This is a genomic window from Pelagibacterium halotolerans B2, assembly GCF_000230555.1.
Lineage (GTDB): Bacteria > Pseudomonadota > Alphaproteobacteria > Rhizobiales > Devosiaceae > Pelagibacterium > Pelagibacterium halotolerans.
In genome coordinates, this window is record NC_016078.1 from 2,299,497 (window position 1) to 2,321,480 (window position 21,984).

General features: G+C 62.9%; 20 protein-coding genes. 6 read left to right on the forward strand and 14 right to left on the reverse strand.

What is annotated here, in order from left to right:
* Nucleotides 1–41 precede the first annotated feature (41 nt).
* Nucleotides 42–1,013, forward strand: coding sequence for an alpha/beta hydrolase fold domain-containing protein (locus KKY_RS11220; protein WP_014131467.1), 972 nt, complete (start codon nucleotides 42–44; stop codon nucleotides 1,011–1,013).
* A gap of 19 nt (nucleotides 1,014–1,032) precedes the next feature.
* On the opposite strand, the gene KKY_RS11225 is transcribed toward KKY_RS11220, so the two are convergent.
* Together KKY_RS11225 and KKY_RS11230 are read right to left on the reverse strand one after the other, a co-directional pair.
* Nucleotides 1,033–1,428: a (R)-mandelonitrile lyase gene (locus KKY_RS11225; RefSeq protein ID WP_014131468.1), complete on the reverse strand. Its 396-nt coding sequence runs from the start codon at nucleotides 1,426–1,428 to the stop codon at nucleotides 1,033–1,035.
* A 19-nt stretch (nucleotides 1,429–1,447) separates the two neighbouring features.
* A complete protein-coding gene (locus KKY_RS11230) occupies nucleotides 1,448–1,864 on the reverse strand; it encodes a hypothetical protein (protein ID WP_014131469.1) in 417 nt (138 codons plus the stop codon).
* A gap of 409 nt (nucleotides 1,865–2,273) precedes the next feature.
* Between KKY_RS11230 and KKY_RS11240 the strand changes: the two genes are divergently transcribed.
* Genes KKY_RS11240 through KKY_RS11255 form a run of 4 tightly spaced genes read left to right on the forward strand, consistent with a single transcriptional unit; the run spans nucleotide 2,274 to nucleotide 6,272 of the window.
* Entirely contained in the window at nucleotides 2,274–3,233 is a 960-nt protein-coding gene (locus KKY_RS11240; RefSeq protein WP_139305033.1) for a metal ABC transporter solute-binding protein, Zn/Mn family, read from the forward strand.
* Complete coding sequence (locus KKY_RS11245) at nucleotides 3,230–4,003, forward strand: metal ABC transporter ATP-binding protein (protein ID WP_014131471.1); 774 nt, start codon at nucleotides 3,230–3,232, stop codon at nucleotides 4,001–4,003. The genes KKY_RS11240 and KKY_RS11245 overlap by 4 nt, the downstream gene beginning before the upstream one ends.
* A 2-nt stretch (nucleotides 4,004–4,005) precedes the next feature.
* On the forward strand, nucleotides 4,006–5,127 hold the full coding sequence (locus KKY_RS11250; protein ID WP_014131472.1) for a metal ABC transporter permease: 1,122 nt from the start codon (nucleotides 4,006–4,008) through the stop codon (nucleotides 5,125–5,127).
* Nucleotides 5,124–6,272, forward strand: a complete 1,149-nt coding sequence (locus KKY_RS11255; RefSeq protein WP_014131473.1) for a metal ABC transporter permease — start codon at nucleotides 5,124–5,126, stop codon at nucleotides 6,270–6,272. Before KKY_RS11250 ends, KKY_RS11255 begins: the two co-directional genes overlap by 4 nt.
* 76 nt (nucleotides 6,273–6,348) lie before the next feature.
* Here KKY_RS11255 and KKY_RS11260 read toward each other — a convergent pair whose 3' ends face one another.
* Both KKY_RS11260 and KKY_RS11265 read right to left on the reverse strand, forming a co-directional pair.
* Nucleotides 6,349–8,310 carry an acetoacetate--CoA ligase gene (locus KKY_RS11260; protein ID WP_014131474.1) on the reverse strand — a complete coding sequence of 654 codons (1,962 nt, stop codon included), beginning with the start codon at nucleotides 8,308–8,310 and terminating at the stop codon, nucleotides 6,349–6,351.
* A gap of 352 nt (nucleotides 8,311–8,662) precedes the next feature.
* Nucleotides 8,663–9,838: an acetyl-CoA C-acetyltransferase gene (locus KKY_RS11265; RefSeq protein ID WP_014131475.1), complete on the reverse strand. Its 1,176-nt coding sequence runs from the start codon at nucleotides 9,836–9,838 to the stop codon at nucleotides 8,663–8,665.
* A 76-nt stretch (nucleotides 9,839–9,914) separates the two neighbouring features.
* Here KKY_RS11265 and KKY_RS11270 point away from each other — a divergent pair, with 76 nt between their 5' ends.
* Nucleotides 9,915–10,478 carry a helix-turn-helix transcriptional regulator gene (locus KKY_RS11270; protein ID WP_014131476.1) on the forward strand — a complete coding sequence of 188 codons (564 nt, stop codon included), beginning with the start codon at nucleotides 9,915–9,917 and terminating at the stop codon, nucleotides 10,476–10,478.
* Here KKY_RS11270 and KKY_RS11275 read toward each other — a convergent pair.
* The 10 genes from KKY_RS11275 to nirD all read right to left on the reverse strand — a co-directional run bounded on the left by KKY_RS11275 (nucleotide 10,456) and on the right by nirD (nucleotide 21,981).
* A complete protein-coding gene (locus KKY_RS11275; RefSeq protein ID WP_014131477.1) occupies nucleotides 10,456–11,727 on the reverse strand; it encodes a glycerate kinase type-2 family protein in 1,272 nt (423 codons plus the stop codon). The genes KKY_RS11270 and KKY_RS11275 overlap by 23 nt on opposite strands.
* 63 nt (nucleotides 11,728–11,790) lie before the next feature.
* The gene (locus tag KKY_RS11280) at nucleotides 11,791–12,324 is read right to left on the reverse strand and encodes a PadR family transcriptional regulator (RefSeq protein ID WP_014131478.1); all 534 of its coding nucleotides are present in this window, start codon (nucleotides 12,322–12,324) and stop codon (nucleotides 11,791–11,793) included.
* 100 nt (nucleotides 12,325–12,424) lie between these two features.
* Nucleotides 12,425–13,198: a crotonase/enoyl-CoA hydratase family protein gene (locus tag KKY_RS11285; protein WP_014131479.1), complete on the reverse strand. Its 774-nt coding sequence runs from the start codon at nucleotides 13,196–13,198 to the stop codon at nucleotides 12,425–12,427.
* 24 nt (nucleotides 13,199–13,222) lie between these two features.
* Complete coding sequence (locus KKY_RS11290) at nucleotides 13,223–13,639, reverse strand: acyl-CoA thioesterase (protein ID WP_014131480.1); 417 nt, start codon at nucleotides 13,637–13,639, stop codon at nucleotides 13,223–13,225.
* Nucleotides 13,640–13,648: 9 nt separating this feature from the next.
* Nucleotides 13,649–14,410, reverse strand: coding sequence for an SDR family NAD(P)-dependent oxidoreductase (locus KKY_RS11295; protein ID WP_014131481.1), 762 nt, complete (start codon nucleotides 14,408–14,410; stop codon nucleotides 13,649–13,651).
* Nucleotides 14,410–15,651 carry a thiolase family protein gene (locus KKY_RS11300; RefSeq protein WP_014131482.1) on the reverse strand — a complete coding sequence of 414 codons (1,242 nt, stop codon included), beginning with the start codon at nucleotides 15,649–15,651 and terminating at the stop codon, nucleotides 14,410–14,412. The genes KKY_RS11295 and KKY_RS11300 overlap by 1 nt, the downstream gene beginning before the upstream one ends.
* A 3-nt stretch (nucleotides 15,652–15,654) precedes the next feature.
* The gene (locus tag KKY_RS11305; protein WP_014131483.1) at nucleotides 15,655–17,517 is read right to left on the reverse strand and encodes a feruloyl-CoA synthase; all 1,863 of its coding nucleotides are present in this window, start codon (nucleotides 17,515–17,517) and stop codon (nucleotides 15,655–15,657) included.
* A 70-nt stretch (nucleotides 17,518–17,587) separates the two neighbouring features.
* Nucleotides 17,588–19,036: a siroheme synthase CysG gene (gene cysG, locus KKY_RS11310; protein WP_090832424.1), complete on the reverse strand. Its 1,449-nt coding sequence runs from the start codon at nucleotides 19,034–19,036 to the stop codon at nucleotides 17,588–17,590.
* On the reverse strand, nucleotides 19,008–21,641 hold the full coding sequence (locus KKY_RS11315; protein WP_014131485.1) for a nitrate reductase: 2,634 nt from the start codon (nucleotides 21,639–21,641) through the stop codon (nucleotides 19,008–19,010). The genes cysG and KKY_RS11315 overlap by 29 nt, the downstream gene beginning before the upstream one ends.
* Before the next feature lie 4 nt (nucleotides 21,642–21,645).
* Nucleotides 21,646–21,981 carry a nitrite reductase small subunit NirD gene (gene nirD, locus KKY_RS11320; RefSeq protein ID WP_014131486.1) on the reverse strand — a complete coding sequence of 112 codons (336 nt, stop codon included), beginning with the start codon at nucleotides 21,979–21,981 and terminating at the stop codon, nucleotides 21,646–21,648.
* Nucleotides 21,982–21,984 lie beyond the last annotated feature (3 nt).

Genomic DNA, 21,984 nt, shown 5'->3' on the forward strand with positions numbered 1-21,984 from the left:
TATAGGAGGCTTTTTGCCTTGCCTCGTTTTAGTATGATTTTATGCCAAACGGTTCCCATCCCGATCCCCGGCTTGCCGAAGGACTCGATCCAGAACTTGTCGCCTTTGTCGACGACATAACGGCCGCCTATGCCCGGTTTCCGTCGTTTCACGCGCTCGATATCGAAACCCGGCGTAGGGTGGCCGAAGCGGTGCGAGCGCCTTGGGCCAGGGGTGGCCCGGTCCTCTACCGCTCGGTCAACCGGGTCATCAGCCACATGCGGGCCCGCATCCACATGCCGGCCCCCGGCCCCCTTCCGGCGCTGATCTATCTCCATGGCGGGGGCTGGACCTTTTTCAGCCTCGACACCCACGACCGCCTGATGCGCGAATACGCCGCGCGCGCCGGCATCGCGGTGATCGGACTGGAATATCCGCTGGCGCCGGAAACGAAATTTCCCAACCAGCTCACCCTTCTGGCCGATCTCGTGCGCCTTCTGGCCAATCGCGGCGAGGACTGGGGCATCGATCCTTCAAGACTGGCCATCGGCGGGGATTCGGCGGGCGCCAATCTCGCCCTTGCCACCGCGCTCACCCTGCGTGAAAGCGACTATGGCGATGCGCTGTGCGGCCTGCTGCTCAATTACGGCGCCTTCGATGCGCGTATGGATAGCGAAAGCCACCGCCTGTTTGGCGATGGCCGCTATCTTCTGGGCGCCCAGGAAATGGAAGTCCTGTGGTCCAACTACACCCGCGACCCGTCCCAGCGCACCGACCCTTTCGTCAGTCCCATCCTCGCAGACCTTAAGGGCCTGCCCCCAAGTTTCATGACCATCGCCGACCTCGACATCCTCCGCGACGAAAACCTGACGCTCAAATCCGCGCTGGAGGCGGCAAATGTCCCCGTTTCCGGCGGCCTCTACCCCGGCTCGATCCACGCCTTTCTCGAAGCGGTGTCGGTTTCGGCGCTTGCGGACAAAGCGCTGGACGATGGCGCGGCCTGGCTCAGGGAAAGGCTCGGCATCTCGTCTTGAATGAACTTCCTTGCCGCGCTTACGCCCCATACTGGTCGTCCGAGACCTTCTCCAACCACTCAACCGCCCTGCCGTCCTGAACTTCCTGCACGGCGATGTGGGTCATCGCCGTCTCCGGCGCGGCCCCATGCCAGTGCTTTTCACCCGGCGCAAACCAGACGACGTCGCCGGGCCCGATCGCCTCGATCGGGCCATCCCACCGCTGCACACGTCCGGCGCCCGACGTAACGATAAGCGTCTGGCCCAGAGGATGGGTGTGCCATGCCGTCCGCGCCCCCGGCTCGAACGTCACCGCCGCCCCCTGCACGCGCGCGGGATCGAACCGATTAAACAGCGGATCGATCCGCACCGACCCGGTAAACCAATCCTCCGGCCCTTTCCCCGATGCCGTCGAACCTGCCCTGATGATTTCCACGCCCGATCCTTTCCAGGTGTTATCCATTGTCCCGACGATGATAGGTCAGCGCCATGCGCAGGCACAACGCCAACGGCGTTTCTTCCAACGGCATCGAAGCCGGGACGATCAGCGCCCGGTTGCCTTCGAAGTCGAATGTGTCGGCGAAATGCGCCCTGAAATTTTCGACAAGATTTGTCCGGCAGTTGAAAAACACGGCGGCCTTGTCAGGCGCCAGTTTCGATATCCCCAGCCGGATCGTCGTGCCTGAACGCGTCTTTTCGGTCAGATAGGCCGGCTCGCCCCATTTCAGCGTTTCGGTCAACGGTCCCACGCCCCCGGTTGCCGATGCGGTCGCAAAAATCGTGAGGCGAATATCGAGCAATTGTTTCCGCACCCGCGCGGGATGACGCGACAGTGCCAGCACCACATCGGCAGGCACGACGGGCGCGCTCATGGTGTGCCCTTGAGCCGTGCTTGGAAATCGGCGTGAACAAAACTTGCCGTCCGGTTTCTGGTCATACGCCTCCCTCCCAAGTCCAGAATCATACCCTCAATGCCCGAAAACAAACAGACCAATCCAGCCCATCGCCCCATGTCCCTGATGTCAAGCTGTCATTTTGTCATACCACAAGCTCACAAGTCCAGAATCATACCCTGAATGCCCGAAAACCAACAGACCAATCCAGCCCACCGCCCCACCCCCTGCCCGGAAGCCTTGCGGTCCTGCCGCCCTGCCGCGAGCAAACTCCTCCCAGGTTCAAGCGCAAGGCATAATTGCAAATCATTCTCATTTGCAATTGACTCTTTGCGAATGATTGTCATATTCAATTGCATATTCCTTCCAACATGCAATAATGGCCGCCATGCTTTCCCGACCCATCCTCCTCGCCACCCTTTCGCTCGCCCCTTTCGGCGCCATCGCCCAGGAACCGGTTTCCGTCGTTGCCACTGTGGGCATGATCGGCGACATCGCCCAGACGCTCGGCGGCGATTGCATCGCCGTTGAAACCATGATGGGCCCGGGCATCGATCCGCATCTTTATCAGGCCACCGCCCGCGACGTGCAGACGCTCAACCGCGCCGGCCTTATCCTTTATTCGGGCTACGGGCTCGAAGGTCAGCTCGGCGACGTCTTTGCCCGCTATGCCGAGCGCGTGCCGACCCTGGCGGTTTCCGAAGCGGGCATCGCGCGCGAGGACCTGATCGCCACCGACGATGCCTATGGCGTCGACCCGCATCTGTGGATGGACGTGTCGCTCTGGGCCAGGATCGTGCCGGTCATCGCCGGCCAGCTTTCTGAGCTCGCCCCAAATTGCGCCACCACCATCGATGCCAATGCCGAGACCTACGGGGCCGAACTGGCAGCGCTCCATGATTGGACGCGCCAGACTATCGCCTCGATCCCCCAGACCCAGCGCATCCTCGTCACCGCCCACGATGCCTTTGCCTATTATGGCCGTGCCTACGATATCGAGGTGGCGGGTATTCAGGGCATTTCCACCCAGTCCGAAGCCGCCATCGCCGATATAAGGCAAACCGCCGATCTGATCGTCGAACGGGAAGTGCCCGCCATCTTCGTTGAATCGACAATCAACCCGCGCACCATCCAGGCGGTGATCGAAGCCGCCAACCAGGCCGGTCAGCCCGTCGAAATCGGGGGTGAATTGTTCTCGGACGCCATGGGTGACCCCGATACGGCGGGCGGAACCTATATCGGCATGATCCATTCCAACACCACCGCCATCGCCGAAGCGCTCGGCGGCACGCCCGCACCCCTCCCTCAAGCGCTTGCAGATTGGGCTGCCCAATGGACGATCGAATGACCCCCGACCTCCACGAACCCGGCCTTGCCGTTCATGTGGAGGACCTCACGGTCTCCTACCAGTCAAAGCCGGTGCTCTGGGATATCGATTTCGATATCCCGCCCGGCGTCATGGCGGCAATTGTCGGGCCTAATGGCGCGGGCAAATCCACGCTGATCAAATCGATCCTCGATCTGATAAGGCCCACCGCCGGCCACGTCACCATCCATGGCCGCCCCTATTCCGATCAGCGCCGCAAGGTCGGCTACGTCCCCCAACGCTCCAGCGTCGATTGGGATTTCCCCACCACAGCCCTCGATGTCGTGACCATGGGGCTTTACGGCCAGCTCGGCTGGCTGCGACGCCCCGGCCGCACCGAACACGACAGGGCAATGGCCGCGCTTGCCCGCGTCGGCATGTCCGATTTCGCCCACCGCCAGATCAGCCAGCTTTCCGGTGGCCAGCAACAGCGCGTGTTCATCGCCCGGGCGCTGGTACAGGATGCCGATGTCTATTTCCTCGACGAACCCATGGCCGGGGTCGACGCGACGACCGAACGCGCCATCGTCAAAATCCTCCACGCCCTGCGCGATGCGGGCAAGACGGTGATCGTCGTCCACCACGATCTGCAGACCGTCCGCGATTATTTCGACTGGATGGTGATCTTGAACGTCCGCGTCATCGCACAGGGCCCGGTCTCCGAGGTCTATACCCCGGAAAACCTGCGCAAGGCCTATGGCGGCCAGATCGCGCTGATCGACCGCGACGCCACCCTCGAAACCGCCCCCTGACAATGTTTGCCCTTCTTTCCGATTACACGATCCAGAACGTCCTGATCGGCGCCGCGCTGCTCGGCATCGTTTCGGGCGTTCTGGGCAGTTTCGCGGTGTTGCGGCGGCAATCGCTGCTCGGCGACACGCTCTCGCACGCCGCCCTGCCCGGCATCTGCCTGGGGTTCCTGATCGCCGGAACGCGCAGCCTTCCGGCCATTCTTGTCGGTGCGCTGATCACCGGCGCGCTGGCGGCGCTGATCGTCCTCGCGCTCAGCCGCACCACACGGCTCAAGACCGATTCGAGCCTTGGCATCGTTCTCTCGATCTTTTTTGCCCTCGGCATCGTGCTTTTGACATTCATCCAGAACGCCGGCAACGCCGCCCAGGGCGGCCTCGAATCCTTCCTGTTCGGTCAGGCCGCCGCCATCCTGCGCTCCGATCTCTACGTCATGGGCGCTATCGCCATCGTCGCGCTGGCGCTGGTCGCCCTGTTCTGGAAGGAGTTCAAACTCATCACCTTCGATCCGAGCTATGGCCGAACGCTGGGCCTGCCGGTCCTCGCGCTCGAAGCGGGACTGACCACGATGATCGCGCTGGCCGTGGTGATCGGGTTGCAGATGGTCGGCGTGGTCTTGATGGCGGCCATGATCATCGCCCCCGCCGTCGCGGCCCGGCAATGGACCAACCGGCTCGGCACCATGGTCGGCCTCGCCGCCCTGTTCGGCATGATCTCGGGGGTGTTCGGCGCCCTTGTCAGCGCCACCGGCAGGGGTCTGGCCACCGGCCCACTAATCGTGCTTGCCGTATCGGCCATCGTGGTCATATCGCTGGTTTTCGCGCCCGAACGCGGGCTGCTGCCCGCCCTGCTGCGCCAGCGCGAAAACAGCAAGAGCCTGCGCGGCCGCCGCGTTCTGGCAACGCTTTATCGCCTCGCCGCCGAACACAACGACCCCGCCTATCCCGCCGAGCAGAAAATGCTCGACGCCTATCACGGCACAGGCACCGCCTCCGCGCTCAGGCGCCTGCAATCGCGCGGTCTGGTCGCCGCCACCCGGCATCACCCCGAACCCACGCCTCACTGGACATTGACCGAGACCGGCATCGCCGAGGCCCGGTCCGATCTGGGAGGGGCCAGCCAATGAACGCCATGCTGTCCGCCTTTTTCAATTCGCCCGATGCCATGATCATGCTCACCGGCGCGCTGGTCGGCATCGCCGCATCGGTTCTGGGCACGTTCCTCATCCTGCGCGGCGCCTCGATGCTCTCGGACGCCATTTCCCATTCCATCGTTTTCGGGATCATCATTGTCTGGATGCTCACCGGACAGGCCAGTGGCCCCGTTCAGATCATCGGCGCAGCGCTGACCGGACTGCTCACCGTGGCGCTGACCGAGCTCTTGACCGCCACCCGCCGCGTCAAGGCCGACGCCGCAATCGGGCTGGTCTTTCCGGCCCTGTTTTCCATCGGCGTCCTGCTCATCAACATCTATGCCCGCGACGTCCATATCGACCAGCACACCGTCCTGCTGGGCGAGATCGGCTTTGTCTGGCTCGATACCTATGAAATCGGCAATTATCTGGTGCCGCAGGCGGTGGTGTGGATGGGCGTGATGGCCTGTCTCAACCTCGCCTTCGTCACCCTGCTGTTCAAGGAATTAAAGCTCGCAACCTTCGATGCGGCGCTGGCCAAGGCGCTGGGCTTTGCCCCCGTCCTGCTGTCCTACGCGCTTCTGGCGCTGCTTTCGGGCACAGCGGTCGCCGCCTTCGATTCCGTGGGCGCAATCTTGTTCATAGCCTTCGTTATCGTGCCGCCTTCGGCAGCCTATCTTTTGACCGACCGCCTCTCGCTGATGCTGGTTTACGGCGCCGCCATCGCCATCGTCTCTTCAATTGCAGGCTACTGGCTCGCTGTCGGTTTCAACGTATCGATCGGCGGCATGATGGCGGTGATGACCGGCGTCTGTTTTATCGCCGCCCTCGCCTTCGGCCCGCGTTACGGCCTGATCGCCCAGGACGCCCGCCGCCGGGCGCGGGTCGCTGAAAACGCAGCCCGCACCCTGGCCGTGCATCTGTTCAACCATGAGAACGACCCCCAGGCCAAAGAGGAGAATGTCGCCGCCGCTTTACGCGACCATCTCCACTGGAGCCAGGCCAAATCCCACGCCATCCTCGCAAAATCCCTCGCCGACGGCCTGGTCACCCGAGCCGGCGACACGCTCCTCCTCACCGACAAGGGCCGCACCGCCGCCCGCGAGGTGCTGGAGCCCTGGGCGCGCGGCGGCGGTTGAGGTCTGGGTGGTGGCAGCTACCGCCGTCAAGGCCCCCTCAATCAACCTCTCCATCTATCCCCCCAAGCCCCGCCAGCTATTCCCGCAGCGCCTCAATGTCCCGATACAGCTCCAGCGCATCGGGATTGGCCAGCGCCGTGGTGTTCTTGACCGCCCGCCCATGGATCACGTCGCGCACGGCGATCTCGGAAATCTTGCCTGAGCGTGTCCGGGGGATAGCTGTGACGGCGATGATCCTGGCTGGTACGTGACGCGGGCTGGCGCCCGACCGGATGCGCGTCCGGATTTCCTTTTCCAGTGCCGCATCGAGCGCCTGCCCATCGCGCAATTTGACGAACAGGACCACCCGCTGGTCGCCATCGAAATCCTGCCCAACGGCGATGGCCTCTTCCACCGCAGCGATGGTTTCGACCTGCCGGTAAATCTCGGCGGTCCCGATGCGCACGCCGCCCGGATTGAGCGTGGTGTCGGAGCGCCCGTGAATAATGAACCCGCCCGATGGTCGCTTTTCAACGAAATCCCCATGCGCCCAGATGCCGGGAAAGCGCGCGAAATAGGCTTCAGTGTAGCGCGACCCGTCGGCGTCGCCCCAGAATGAAACCGGCATCGAAACATGGGTGTTGCGGCAGACAAATTCTCCCGGCACGCCCGACACCGGCCGTCCCTCATCGTCGAGCGTATCGAGGTCCATCCCCAACATCGCGCACTGCAATTCGCCGCGCCGCACCGGCAACAGCGGATTGCCACCGATAAAGCACGCGCAGATGTCGGTACCACCCGAAATCGAGGCCAGATGCACGTCCGATTTCCAGTCGGCATAAACGTAATCGAAACTCGGCGCGATCAGCGGTGACCCCGTCGAAAGGATCAGCCTCAATTGCGAAAGTCGATGCGTGTCTTTCGGTTTGAGCCCCGCCTTGGCGCAGGCGTCGATATATTTGGCGCTGGTGCCGAAAATGGCGATCCCGTCCTCATCGATCAGGTCGATCAGCCGTCCCGGTTCGGGATAGAACGGGTTGCCGTCATAGGTGACGAGCGTCGCCCCCAGCGCCAGCCCCGATACCTGCCAGTTCCACATCATCCAGCCGCAGGTGGTGAAATAGAATAACCGCTCGCCTTCCCTGATGTCGCAATGGAGCATCTGCTCTTTTTTATGCTGGATCAGAAGCCCGGCGCCCGAATGGACGATGCATTTGGGTTTGCCCGTCGTGCCCGAGGAATAAAGGATGGCCAGCGGCGCTGAAAATTCCATGCGGTTGAAGGCGATCTCTTGCGGCGCAATTGGCGCGATCCAGTCTTCAAACGCTACGCCACCAAGGTCGGCAAGCCCGTCCGACACCGCCCCGAGCAACACGATCTTTTTGAGCTTGGTTGCCTCGGCAACCGCCCGGATCGTTGCCGAAACGTCGATGGATTTGCCCGCATAGCCATAATTGGGCACCGCTACGAGAATTTTGGGATCGATCTGCCCCAGCCTGTCGCTGGCCCCCGCCGGGCCGAAATCGGGCGAGCACGACGACCAGATCGCCCCGATGGCGGAGGTCGCCAGATAAAAGACGATGGCTTCAATGTCGTGGGTGACGATTGCCGCCACCCGGTCGCCCTCGACCACGCCTTCGGCCCGCAGCGCCTGCTCGACCTGCGACACCCGATCGTAAAGCGCGCGGCAACTCATCTCGCGCCGGGTGCCGTCATCGCGATGGGCGATGATCGCCACCCCGTCGTCGCGCCGGGTCAGAAGGTTTTCGGCATAGTTGAGCCGCGCCCCGGGATAAAATTTCGCGTCCCGTATGGTTTCCCCCGCCACAAACGCGGTCTCACCCTTGTCGCCGACAACGCCCAGAAAATCCCACAACGCATCATGAAACGCCTCCGGCTCGCGGATCGACCAGTCCAGCAGCGCTGCATAATCGGACGGATCGGCCCCATGGGAATGGCGCGTCGCCTCGGCAAACCGCCAGAGGGCCGAACCTTCCTTACGGCTCGCATCGGCCTCCCAGACGATCTCGCCGATCCCTGCGTCATTGAATCCAGGCATTATCTCCCTCCCTCACGCCATTCCGGCAACTAGAGCGTGTCCAGCAAAAGTGGAAACGGTTTTGCGGTTCGGACACGCGATAAAACAAAGGCTTAGAGCCAGGGATTTGATTCAATCAAATCCTGAACGGCTCTAAAGCCAACTCTGCGTTCACACCTCAGGCACCCAGTGTACTGGACCCCGGCTCGGTGGCCGGGGTGACGACGGTTGATAGGCAAGGCCGAGACAAGTGCCCTTGCCCTCGAACTGATCCCCCAACGCCGGCCCACCCCCGTCATCCCGGGCGAAGACCCGGGACCCAGTACCTGGAGCGCCGGAAATCCCTTCCGCGCCGCTCCGACGTAGGGCATCTCTACCGCTCCACACACATCGCAATACCCATGCCACCGCCGATGCACAGCGTTGCAACGCCGCGCTTTACGTCCCGTCGCGCCATCTCGTGCAGCAGCGTCACCAGAACCCGTGCGCCCGAAGCACCAATGGGGTGGCCCAGCGCGATGGCGCCGCCATTGACGTTGACCCTTTCGGGATCGACATCGAGTTCACCGACCACCGCAAGGCTTTGCGCGGCAAACGCCTCATTGGCTTCCCACAGGTCCACATCGGCAACGCTCCACCCTGCCTTCTCCAGCGCCTTGCGTGAGGCCGGAATCGGCCCCAGGCCCATGACATCGGGATCGAGCCCCGCCGTCGCCCAGCTCACGATCCGCGCCAGAGACTTCGCGCCGTGCTCGGCGAGCGCCGCCTCCGACATCAGGACCAGCGCGGCGGCACCGTCATTTATCCCTGAGGAATTTCCCGCCGTTACTGTCCCGTCCTTTTCAAACGCCGGGCGCAGCTTTTCCATGCTTTCAAGACTTGCGTCGTGCCGGATGAATTCGTCCTGATCGACAACCGTCTCACCCTTGCGCCCGGCAATGGTGACGGGCACGATCTCACCGGAAAATTTTCCTGCCCTTTGCGCCGCCGATGCCCGTTGTTGCGAACGCAGGGCGAACTGATCCTGCTGCTCGCGGGTCAGCCCGCACTGGCGTACGACATTTTCCGCGGTCACCCCCATGGCCATTTTCCCGAAAGCATCGGTCAGCCCGTCACGCATCACGGTATCGATGAAACCGACATCGCCCAGCTTGGTCCCCGAGCGCAGATAAGCGGCGTGGGGGGCACGGCTCATCGATTCCTGTCCGCCGGCCAGCACCACATCCGCATCGCCCAGCCCGATCTGCTGGGCACCCAGCGCCACAGCGCGAAGCCCCGATCCGCACACCTGATTGACCACGAACGCGGTTGCCCCATCAGCCATTCCGGCCAGCCGTGCCATCTGGCGCGCCGGGTTCATCCCCGCCGCTGCGGTCAGCACCTGCCCCATGATCGCCTCCTCGACATGCTCGGGCGAAATCCCCGCATCGGCGATCGCCGCCTTGGCCGCAACGGCACCCAATTCATGGGCGGCAAGCGCCGAAAGGCTTCCATTGAGCGATCCGATGGGTGTGCGCCGCGCGGCGGCGATGTGGATCTGGGGCGCCATGATGGTCTCCTCCATTGGGCGTAGGGGGTCAGTGTACCGGGTGTACATTGGGCGTCCAAAGACGTATTTATACGTCATGGATCACACCAGCCTTCACTTCGCTCTCGATGACCTGCCCGTCCCGATGGTCTATGCGACCCATCGGATTATCCGACAGGTCAATTCCGCTTTTGCCAGTCTTTTCGGGTATTTACCCGAAGAACTGGCCGACCGGAGCTTCAAGATGCTCTATCCCGGCGTCGCCGATTTCGTGATGGTAGGAGATCTCTGGCGCACCAATTTTTCGGGCGGCCGCACCTATGCCGACGAGCGCATCATGGCCCACCGCGACGGCACCCGCTTCTGGTGCCGGGCACGCGGTAAGTCCATGATTTTAAACGATCCTTTCGCCCGCGCCGTCTATTGCTTCGATCCCATCGCGCGCCCGGTCGATGTCCATAGACATGCCCTCACCCCGCGCCAGAACCAGATCCTCACCCTGGTCGCACAGGGCAAGACAAACGCCGAAATCGCCCGGGAACTGGGCCTTTCGCCGCGCAGCGTCGAGACCCATCGCTATCGCATGACGCGACAGCTCGGACTGAAAAATACCGCCGAACTCGTCAGTTGGTTCGCCCTTACTGTACCAGTATCGCCCTGAAATCATTGACATTTGTTCCGGTCGGTCCCGTCACGAACAGGTCCCCAATGGCCGAAAACCCGCTCCAGGCATCATGTCCGGCCAGCACCTTGTTTGGATCCAGCCCCGCGGCGCGCATACGCGCAAAACTCCCGCCATCGGCGAACGCCCCGGCATTGTCCTCGGACCCGTCGATCCCGTCGGTGTCCGCCGCCAGCGCATCGATCCCCTCAACCCCTTGAATCGACTTGGCGAAAGCCAGAAGAAACTCGGTATTCCGTCCGCCCTTTCCATAGGTTCCGCCGGCCAGGCTGACCGTCGTTTCACCCCCGGACAGCATCACCACCGGCCTTGAGAACGGGCGCCCGAACCCGGCGATCTCCCGTGCCATCGCCCCATGCATCCCCGCGATGTCGCGCGCTTCGCCTTCGATGCAATCGGACAGAATGACCGCGGGAATGCCCTTTTCCAGCGCCCGATGCGCTGCCGCTTCAAGTGCCAGCCGCGCCGAAGCAATGACCGAAACGCTGTTGCGGGCAAAGTCAGGATCGTCGGGCGAGGGTGCCATCGCGGCCGGCGAGCGCAGATGCGCCAGCACCGCCTCGGGCATATTCATTCGATAATGTTTAATTATTTCAAGTGCTTCTCCGGGCGTCGAACGGCTCGCGATCGTTGGCCCCGATGCAACGCTCGCGGCATCATCGCCCGCCACGTCGGAGACGATGAGGGAAACGACCCGTGCCGGCGCTGCCGCCTTGGCCAACCGCCCCCCCTTGATGCCAGAGACATGCTTGCGCACCACATTCATGGCGCCGATGGGCGCCCCGGAATCGAGAAGGGCCTTGTTGACGGCAATTTCGTCCTCGAAGAACAGATCGCCGCCCGGCATGGGCAGCAGCGACGATCCACCGCCCGAAATCAAGGCGATGACCAGATCGTCCGCGCTCAACCCCCGCACAGCGTCGAGCACCGCCTGCGCCCCGGCCAACCCCGCCTTGTCGGGCACCGGGTGAGCAGCCTGGAGCACCTTGATCCGGCGCGTAGAACCGATCTCTCCGTGCCGGTCGACGACCACCCCCTCAAGCGGGCCGTCCCACAACGCTTCCAGCGCCGCAGCCATTGCGCTGGCTGCCTTGCCGGCCCCAACCACGATGGTGCGGCCCCGCGGCCGTTCGGGCAGATGGGCCGCGATCGTATCGTGCGGATCGGCGGCCCGAACCGCGCAATCGAACAATTCGCTCAGAAAACCGCGCGGATCGGAAATCGTCATGAAGCACCCCCGGCTTGCGTCAATGCCCCGGGTTTGCCCCATACACCCGCAGGATTCAACAGCTTACATGCGCTCTATCATTCCTGCGAGTTCGTCGATCAGCCGGGCGCTCTCGAGAATCTTCTTCTCGTCAAACCCCGGCTTACGCGACGCAATGACCAGAACCTCGCGCAAATTGCCCATGGCACGTCGAAGCGGTGCCGGATCGGCACGATCCTTGGCTTCGGCCAACTCTTCCAGACGCGAACGCGCGGCGGCAAGCGGTTTTTCGTTCTCGGCAAGATGAGCCCTGCCCGCATCGGTGATTGCAAAGCTCTTGCGGGCACCATCGGTGCTGGTTTCCTCAACGAGACCCATTTCGAGCAGCAAAGACAGCGTCGGATAGATCATGCCGGGGCTCGGGGCATAGAGCCCGCCCGACAGGGCTTCGATCTCACGGATCAATTCATAGCCGTGCCGGGGCTGGCCGGTGATGAGATCGAGCACGACAAGTTGCAGTTCGGCGGAATCAAAGACCCGGCCACGCCGCCCGCCCCGATGGTGGGGAAAAGGCCCGCCGGGACCGAAGCCGCGCCTGCCAAAATTATGCTCACGCATTATCAAACTCCTGTTCAGTTGGGAGTAAGATATATTTTGACTGCATCATAAATTCAAGGGATGGCCGTCTTTTATTCCAGCCGCCCCCGCCTGGAGGCCCCTATCGAAACACCGGCTTGCGCTTTTGAAGAAACGCTTTGAGCCCTTCTTCCGCATCCGGGCCGGTCTGGCTGAGCGCTGCCGCAAGGCTTTCCGCATAGAGCCCGGCTTCAGGCGGCATGGAGGAAATGCGGGAGATGGCGTGGATGATGAACTGGTTGATGGTGGGGGAATTTCCGGCAATCCGTTCGGCCAGCTCGAACGCCTTGTCGAGCGCGCTTTCGTCGGAAAGCGCATAATGGGCAAGACCGATCCGCTCGCCGTCTGCGCCGGAATAGGTGCGCCCGGTCAGCATCATTTCCATGAGGCGATCTTCGCCGATGAGCTTTGCGATCCGCACCGAGCCGCCCCCGCCAACGAAAATGCCGCGCATGCCCTCGGGCATGCGGAACTGCACGCTCTCTTCGGCAACCCGAACGTGGCACGCGGCGGCCATCTCCAGCCCACCGCCCATGACCGCCCCGGTCAACGCGGCGACCACCGGCACGCGGGCATATTGAATGGCATCCATAACCCGGTGCCAGTTGCGCGAATGGGCCATGACCTCGAGCGGCTCGCGCTGCACCTGCTCGGACAGATCGAGGCCCGATGAGAAGTGACCGCCGGCGCCGCTGATGACGATAGCGCGCGCGCTGTCGGGTATGTCGGCAAAGAACGCATCGAGCGCCGCAATCGTCGCATCGTTGAGGGCGTTGCGTTTTTCAGGGCGATTGAGCGTCAGGTGGACAATGGTGCCCTTGCGGTCAATCGAGAGCACATCGGTGTCCTGAGCCATGATCTTTCCCTTCTGGTCGATTGGTTAGCCGAGCGTCGCGCGCACATCGTCGGGGATCGGCAAAGAAATGATTTTTTCGCTGTCATGCGGATCGCGCCCCACCCAGACACGCTTTTCATGGGCTTCGATGGCGATTTCGCCTTCGTTGAAAAGCGTATGGTGCACGCCGAAGCTGGATCGTCCGAGATCGGCTATTTCCGAGCGGATTTCGACGATATCTCCAAACCGCGAGGGCCGGGAAAATTTCGCGCCCGTATCGACCATCGGGATGCCGACAATGCCGTGATGGGCAATCCAGTGACGCTTGTGCATCTTGAAAGCGGCGGACAAGAGGGCCGCCGTGGCGTTGTCGAAGAAGCGAAAATAATTGGGGTAATAGACAATGCCCGCCGGGTCGCAATCGCCGAACTGGATTTCAATTCTTGTGGTGTTGGAAAACATCGCCAATTCCTATTTCGGCGCCATGCGCAGGGCGCCGTCGAGCCGCACGACTTCGCCGTTGAGATAGTCGTTGGCGACCATGGCCAGGACCAGATCGGCAAATTCCTCGGGCTTGCCCAACCGTGCCGGATTGGGAATGGATTGCCCCAAAGCGTCCAGGGCTTCGGCGGGCAGCTCTTCGAGCAGAGGCGTTAAAAACAGCCCCGGCGCAATGGCCATGACCCGCACGCCGAACCGCGCAAATTCGCGGGCCGCCGGCAGGGTCAGGGACACGATGCCACCCTTCGAGGCCGCATAGGCCGCCTGCCCGATCTGGCCTTCAAAGGCGGCGACCGAGGCGGTCGAGATCACAACGCCGCGCTGACCGTTGGCGTCGGGTTCGAGTTGCTGCATGGCATCGGCGGCCAGCCGCATCATGTTGAAACTGCCGACAAGATTGACCCTGATGACCCGCTCGAACGCGTCGAGCGGCATGGGCCCCTCGCGTCCCACGATACGGGCTGCCGTGCCGATGCCCGCGCAATTGACGAGGATCGAAGGCGTGCCGAGTGCAGCAATCGCATCGGCAATGGCCGCACTGGCACTGGCTGCATCGGCCACATCACAGGGGAAAAACCGTCCATCGATCTCGGTGGCGACGACGGTGCCCTTTTCCGCATCGCGGTCGAATACGGCGACTTTCGCGCCGGCCGCGGCAAGAGCTCTAGCCGTAGCTGCGCCGAGCCCGGAGGCCGCACCGGTAACGATTGCCGTTTTTCCCGCAATATCCATCAGACAGCCTTCGGATTTTCGATCAAAAGCGCAATCCCCTGCCCGCCGCCGATGCAGGCCGAGGCAATGCCGTAGCGTTCGCCGGACCGTTCCAACTCATTGGCAAGCGTGAGCGCCAGCCGAATGCCGGTCGCGCCCAGCGGATGCCCGATGGCGATGGCGCCACCATTAACATTGAGCTTGTCCTCATCGAGCCCCAATTCGTCGACGCAGGCGAGGATTTGGGCACCGAATGCCTCGTTGATCTCGATGCGTCCGATCCGGTCGAGCGTCAGCCCGCTTGCTTCGAGCACGGCGCGAATGGCGGGCGCCGGGCCGATGCCCATGATCTGCGGCGGCACGCCGACTGCTGCCGAGGCAACAATGCGTGCCTTGGGCGTGAGCCCATGGGATTTGGCATAGTCCGACGAAGCCACCAGCACAGCACCCGCGCCATCGACGATGGCCGACGAATTGCCCCCCGTCTGCACACCGCCGAAGGCCGGGCGCAGTTTGGAAAGAATGTCGTAGGGCGAGGGTCGGATGTGGCTGTCGGTATCGACCTGTTCGATACCACGCGGCAACCGTATGGAGCGTTTGTCGATGCCTTCGATCTCGAAGGCTTCGCTGACCACCGGAACAATTTCCTCGGCCAGCAGGCCCCCATCGCGCGCCGCGATGGCCCGCTCGAAACTGCGCACGGCGAAGCGGTCCACGCGCTCGCGCTCGATGCCATATTGTTTGGCGAGGTTTTCGGCGGTGTCGCCCATGGTGACGCAACCGGCGGGATCATAAAGGGCTTCCCAGAGGAAATCCTTGAACTCCACCTTGCCCATGGTAAAGCCGTTGCGATGCGTATAGGCGGCGATGGGATTGCGGCTCATCGATTCCGTGCCCGCGGCCAGCGCGAGGCTCACGCGCCCCAAAGCGACGGCGTCGGCTGCCTGGGCGATCACTTCGAGCCCGGTGCCGCAGATGCGTTGTACCAAATGGGCGGGCGCCTCGATGGGCGCGCCGGCGTAAAGCCCGATATGGCGCGGCGTCATGAACGCATCGAACGATGCCTGGGCCATGGAGCCGGCAATCGTGGTTTCGATATCGGCAGCGGCCACGCCGGTTTTCGCAATAGCCGCGCGGGCGGCCTTGATGCCTAAATCGATGGGCGAAATTTCCGAAAGTGCGCCGCGATAGTCCACGAACGGGGTGCGTGCCCCGCCGAGCAGCCAGGCATCCTCGAATGTAAGACGCAATCCCCTGGTCATCGCTTATCCCTTTCTCGGCAGATCAAGAATGCCGGCCGGCGCCGGTTCGGCATAAAGCGCTTCGACAAGGTCCCTTCGCGCGGCAAGAACGGCGCGCTGATTGATCGAGCCCTTGTCGGTCACCTCGCCCTTATCGATATCGGGCGGTGCAATCATCACATGCGCCCTGGCAATATGATTGGAACTGCCCGTTGCACGCGATGCAAGCGCGGCAAGTTCGGTGGCGAACTTATCTTTTACCGCGGCGTGGTCTGCAATCTGTGCGAGGTCCGTTCCTGCCGGCAAACCGGCATGCCGTGCGCAGGCTTCAAAGTCAGGGAAGATGAGCGCACCCAGATGGTTCAGGTCCGCACCGGTCAAGACCACATCGCGGATCAGGGGCGCGCAGGCGCCGATCACCATCTTGCGCACGCTCGCGAAATTGACCCATGTGCCGGTCGAGAGCTTGAAGTCTTCACTGACCCGACCGTCAAAGACAAAGCCCCTGGACAGATCATTTTCCTCGGCGAGCCTGACAGCATCGCCAATCTTGTAGAACCCTTCCTCATCGAAGGCGTCGCGCGTCTTTTCCGCATCGCGCCAGTAACCCGGAGTGACATTGGGGCCCTTGAGCCGCAATTCCATCTTGTCGCCATTGGGCACAAGCTTGATTTCCATTCCCGCCGCCGGCAGCCCGATATGCCCTGCTTCCTGCACCGGCCAGGTGGTGGTGAAGGCAAAAGGCGCCGTTTCGGTCGACCCGTACCCGGTGATGATCATCACGCGCTGGCCCAGTTCGGCCCGCGCCGCGCGATCCATGCCGTCAAAGACATGCTGGGACAGGCTGGCGCCGGCATATTGCATCAGTTTCATGCGCGAAAAGAACTTACGCCGGACCTCGTGATCCTCATCGAACGCCGCAACGAGAAACTCGTAGCCCTTGGGCACTGTGAGATAGATCGTGGGCTGGACGTCATGGAGATTGCGCAGGGTGTTGCCAATTTTGGCCGGAGTGGGCTGGCCGTCATCGATGTAAAAGCTGCCGCCATTGTAAAATGCGATGCCGGTGTTGTGGCTTGAGCCCGCAACGTGGTTCCAGGGCATCCAGTCGAGGAGCACGGGCGGTTCATCCTTGAGGAAAGCGAGCGCCGTCCGGATCATCTCCTGATTGCAGGCCATCATGCGATTGGTGGTGATGACGCCCTTGGGCATGCCGGTCGAACCCGATGTAAAGAGCACCTTGGCGATGGTATCGGGGGTAATGGCGTCATGCGCCTGCGCCACCGCATCGGTGACGGGCGTCGCCGCAAGATCCTCGAACAGGCGCGAGGCGCGGTGCGAAGGGGGATTGGTCTTGACCACCAAAGAAACGGTTCTATCAAACACCGCATCAATGGCGGGCCCGAATTTTTCGCCGTCGGAGGCATAGATCATGCCGGGGGTGAGGAGCCCCGCGATATGCCTGAGCTTGCCGAAATCGGTGGAGATCAGCGAGTAGGCCGGCGAAATCGGCGCGTAGGGAATGCCGACCCAGATTGCCGCCAACCCGAGAAGCAGATGTTCGATTTCGTTGCCCGAGAGGATGATCAGCGGCCGGTCCTGCGAGAGCCCCGTATCGAGAAGCGCCTGCCCGAGCGGCCCGATGGCTGCCATGACCTGAGCATAGCTCAGCCTCCGCCAATCTCCGAACGCGCTGTTGCGGTCGGCAACCATAAGCGCGTCAGGTGTTTTCTCAGCCCATTGCGCAATGGCATCGACGATGGAGCGCGGATAGGGCGCCAATTGCTCATTCGAGCGCACGCGGACAATTCCGTCGGGCGCCCGCTCGGCACGCGCCGCCATATGGCCCATCCGGACTTCGCGAATGGACGTCGATAGATCCGACATAGCCAACCTCCCAGTCAAATTATGTTATGAAACATAACTAGGTGTCGTCAAGCCGGTAATTTCAGAACGCCTAAGAAGCGAAGGCGCCGAGAGTTTCGGGCCGGATTGCAGGAGAGGACGCGGGGGCCAACCGCTGGCCGAACGCATGACCTATGGCAGTAATGACCGGCCCCGAAAAGTTGCGACCCTCCATCTCATGGGCGAGCCCATCAAGACGGCAGCGGATGATCTCACGATTTGGGCGACCGACATTGCTGGCAATCAGCACGGGTGTGGCCCGGTCCATGCCCCGGGCCAGCAATTTTTCCGCGATCCGGGGCGCCGTGGCACCCGACATGTAATAGACATGGGTCGTCGCGGGATCGGACAAGGCCCCCCAGTCGAGATTTTCGGGCAATTGACCATTGCGCGCGTGGCCGGTGACGAACCGCACCGACTGGGCGCAATCGCGATGGGTGAGAGAAATGCCCAACTCGGCAGCGAGCGCAAACGCCGTCGAAATGCCCGGCACAACCGATACGGAGATATTTTGCGCTTCCAGGGCAGCAATCTCTTCGCCGGCCCTGCCGAACAGCATGGGATCGCCCGATTTGAGCCGCACCACGTGCCGGCCCTTGCGGGCGAGGTCGGCCATCATCGAATTGATATCGTCCTGACGGCAACTGGCCCGGCGGGCCCGCTTGCCGACCAGAATGCGCCTGGCCTCGCGGCGGGCCAGTTCAAGAACCTCGTCGGAAACCAGATCGTCGAACAAGATGACATCGGCGGATTGCAGGGCGCGAACGGCCTTCAGCGTCAGATATTCAGCATCTCCGGGACCGGCGCCCACCAGTGTGACACGTCCGGAAGGTGCATGCGATGCCCTGGCCATCATGGCCGCGGGATCCCCGGCGGGTTCATTGCCCGAAAAGCTCAGATCGGTGAACTGCTCCCAGAAGGCCCGGCGTTCCGCCCCGGGCGCAAGCCGGTCCAGCACGGTGGCGCGCAGGGATTGCGCGAGCCGCGCCCACGCGCTCAGCGTTTTGGGTAGCAGCGTCTCGATACGCCGGCGCACGGCCTGACCCAATATCGGCGCGGCGCCGCTGGTCGAGATGCCGACAACAAGCGGAGAACGGTTGACGATCGATCCAAACTGGAACTGGCAGTGCTCGGGCTTGTCGATCACATTGACCGGAACCCCATGCGCCCGGGCTATCGCAACGAACTCGGCGGCCTGGTTGTCCGAACAATCGCCGATGGCCAGAGCGAGGCCGGCCCAGTTCGCCTGACGCCAATCGCCATCGACGAGTTGGACGGCGCCGCGCGTTTCAAGCGCGACCATCTCCTCGCAGAACGATTGAGCTACCACGGTCACCGTCGCGCCGGCAGCAGCCATCAACTCGGCCTTCCAGGCGGCGGCCTCTTCGCCACCGGCAACAAGCACCCGTTTTCCCTTGAGATCGAAGAACACCGGCAGCACGTCGAGGGGCGTCATCCGGGGTGGTTCGGCCTTACTCGGCTGCCGCGAGACGATTTGCATCGACAATTCTCCCGATTTCTGCGCGGCAGGAACCGCAATTTGTGCCCGCTTGAAGGACGTCGCCTATGTCCGCTACGCTGGCGCATCGCCCGCCTGCGACCGCATCGGCAATCTGGTTGGCACCCACGCCAAAACACGAACAGACCAGCGGTCCCGGATCGGGCTGGTCGGCACCGGGGCGCCCCGACAAGAGCCGGGCGCGGGCCAGCGGCGCATCATGGATTTCGGCGAGCTGTTCGACGACCCACTGCCGGGCAGCGAGTACGGGGTCGGGTGAAAGATAGAGCGCGCAATCGAGGCGATCGCCATGGAAACGCACAAGGTTGATCCGACCCGTGCGAGCATCGAGACTGGTGGTCAATTGGGCATCCGCCGACAAGCCCAGAATGGTGCGGGCGTGCGCCACAATATCATCGGGCCGTTCAAAAAAGGCGACTTCAGCGCGCCATCCCAGAGGCGCCGGGGCGACTGCCCAGTAGCCCAGTGCGCGCACGTCGGGCTTGCGGCGGCTCACGAGAAATCCATAGAGCGCCACCTCGACCGGCGTTGCGCTGACGCGCCCCATCTTGAGCGCAGGCTGCCCCGAGACCGGATCGGTGAATGGACCGAGAAGCGCATTGACCCGCCCCGTAACCGCGGTTTCTCCCGTCCAGTGCATGGGCACGAAGATTGAGCCCTTCTGCTGGCGGTCGGTGACAAGGGCGCGAACGATGGCGGCGCCATAGGCGTTTTCGAGCCGGACGAGCTGGGTGCGGCGGATCGAAAGTCGTTCGGCATCGTCGGGATGAATTTCGGCGAAAGGTTCGGCATAATGCGCTGAAAGGCGCGGCGTACGGCCCGTGCGGGTCATGGTGTGCCAGTGGTCGCGCACCCGGCCGGTGTTGAGTATCAGTTGGCCGGGGCCACGATCCTTGGGCGGCGGCGGCGCCAGAGGAAGGATGCGGGCCTTTCCGTCCGGCGTGAAAAAGCCGCCTGATCCGAAAAACCGCGCGCGCCCGATGCCCGACCGCGGCACCGGCCATTGCGCGGGAGCGAGCTTTTCATAATCGCGATCTGCCAGGGCCGAAATGTCGAAATCGCGGCTGCCGCGATTCTCGAATCCGGAAAGTTCGGCGTGCTCGGCAAAAATCTCGGCGGGAGAAGTGTAATCAAAGCCCTTAAATCCGAGCCGCTGCGCGATCTGGCAGATGATCCACCAATCGGGACGCGCTTCGCCCGGAATCGGCCGGAAGGCGCGTTGGCGCGAAATGCGGCGTTCAGAATTGGTTACCGTGCCCGACTTCTCACCCCACCCGGCGGCGGGTAGGAAAATATCGGCCATGCGAGCCGTATCTGTGGTCGCAAACATGTCCGAAACGATCACCGTGTCGCAATCCGCCAGGGCTCTCCGGGCGCCATCGGCATCGGGGAGCGACACGACGGGATTGGTCGCCATGATCCAGACTGCCCTGATGCGTCCTTCGCCGATGGCGTCGAACATATCGACGGCCTTGAGCCCCGGCTTTTTGGCAATGGCGGGTGCCTCCCAGAACCGGGCGACGCGGTCCGCATCGTCGAAATCCATATGCGCGGCCAGCATGTTGGCCAGACCGCCCACCTCGCGCCCGCCCATGGCATTGGGCTGGCCAGTGATCGAAAACGGCCCCATTCCCGGACGCCCGATACGGCCCGTGGCGAGGTGGCAATTGAGAATGGCATTGACCTTGTCGGTTCCCGAAGTCGATTGATTGACCCCCTGGGAATAGACGGTCACGACCTTTTCGGTGGCCGTGAACATATCGAAAAACAGCGCCACGTCGGCAGTGGACAGACCCGTTGCCTCGGCAACGCGGGAGATGGTCCAGTCGTCGGCCGCGTCCAGCGCGTCGGAAATGCCGGTGGTGTGATCCGCGACATAGCGGGCATCGAACACGCCGGCATTTGAAAGATGGGCGAACAGACCCGAAAAAAGCGCCACATCGCCGTCGGGCGCGATGGGGAGGTGCAGATCGGCGGTTTCCGCGCAATTGGTGCGGCGCGGATCGATCACCACGATCCGCAGATCGGGCCTGGCGTCCCGGGCTGCCAGGATTCGCTGATAGAGAACCGGGTGGCACCAGGCGAGATTGGACCCGACCAGCACGACAAGATCGGCCAGTTCGAGGTCCTCATAGGTGCCCGGAACGGTATCGGACCCAAACGCCCGCTTGTGCCCGGCAACCGAGGACGCCATGCAGAGCCTTGAATTGGTATCGATATTGGCGGTGCCGATGAACCCTTTCATCAGCTTGTTGGCGACGTAATAATCCTCAGTGAGCAATTGTCCCGAGCCGTAAAGGGCAACGGCATCCGGCCCGTGCTCGGCGATGATCCCGCCCAGGCGATCAGCGGCGGCATCAAGCGCGTCAGACCAACTGACGCGAACACCTCCGATCATGGGATGGAGCTGCCGCCCTTCGAGCGAGATGGTCTCGGCCAGAGCCGATCCCTTCGAGCACAGCCGCCCATAATTGGCCGGGTGCTCGGGATCGCCCGCGATTGCGACCGAGCCGTCGGCCTGCGGCGTTGCCAACACACCGCAGCCGACGCCGCAATAGGGACAGGTGGTGCGGATCGGGCCGGCCAAGGCCCTACTCCGCTGCCACGGCGAGCGCAAAACTCGCATCGATCAGCAGGGTTTCGCCATCGCGCCTAAGCGCGAAGGTCTGCACCTTGCCCTCATCGGCTCCCTGCGCCTCGCCCGTTTCGAGCGAGAACACCCAATTGTGCAGGGGACAGGTCACCTGCGCGCCGTGAACGATGCCCTGGCTGAGCGGCCCGCCCTTGTGCGGGCAGCGATCCTCGATCGCATAAACCTCGTCCGTCGCAGTCCGGAACACGGCAATCTTGCCGATGGGGGTATTGAGGCACCGTGCACCGCGCTGGGGAATGTCGGAAAGCTGCCCGATCTTGATCCAGTCCGTCATCGC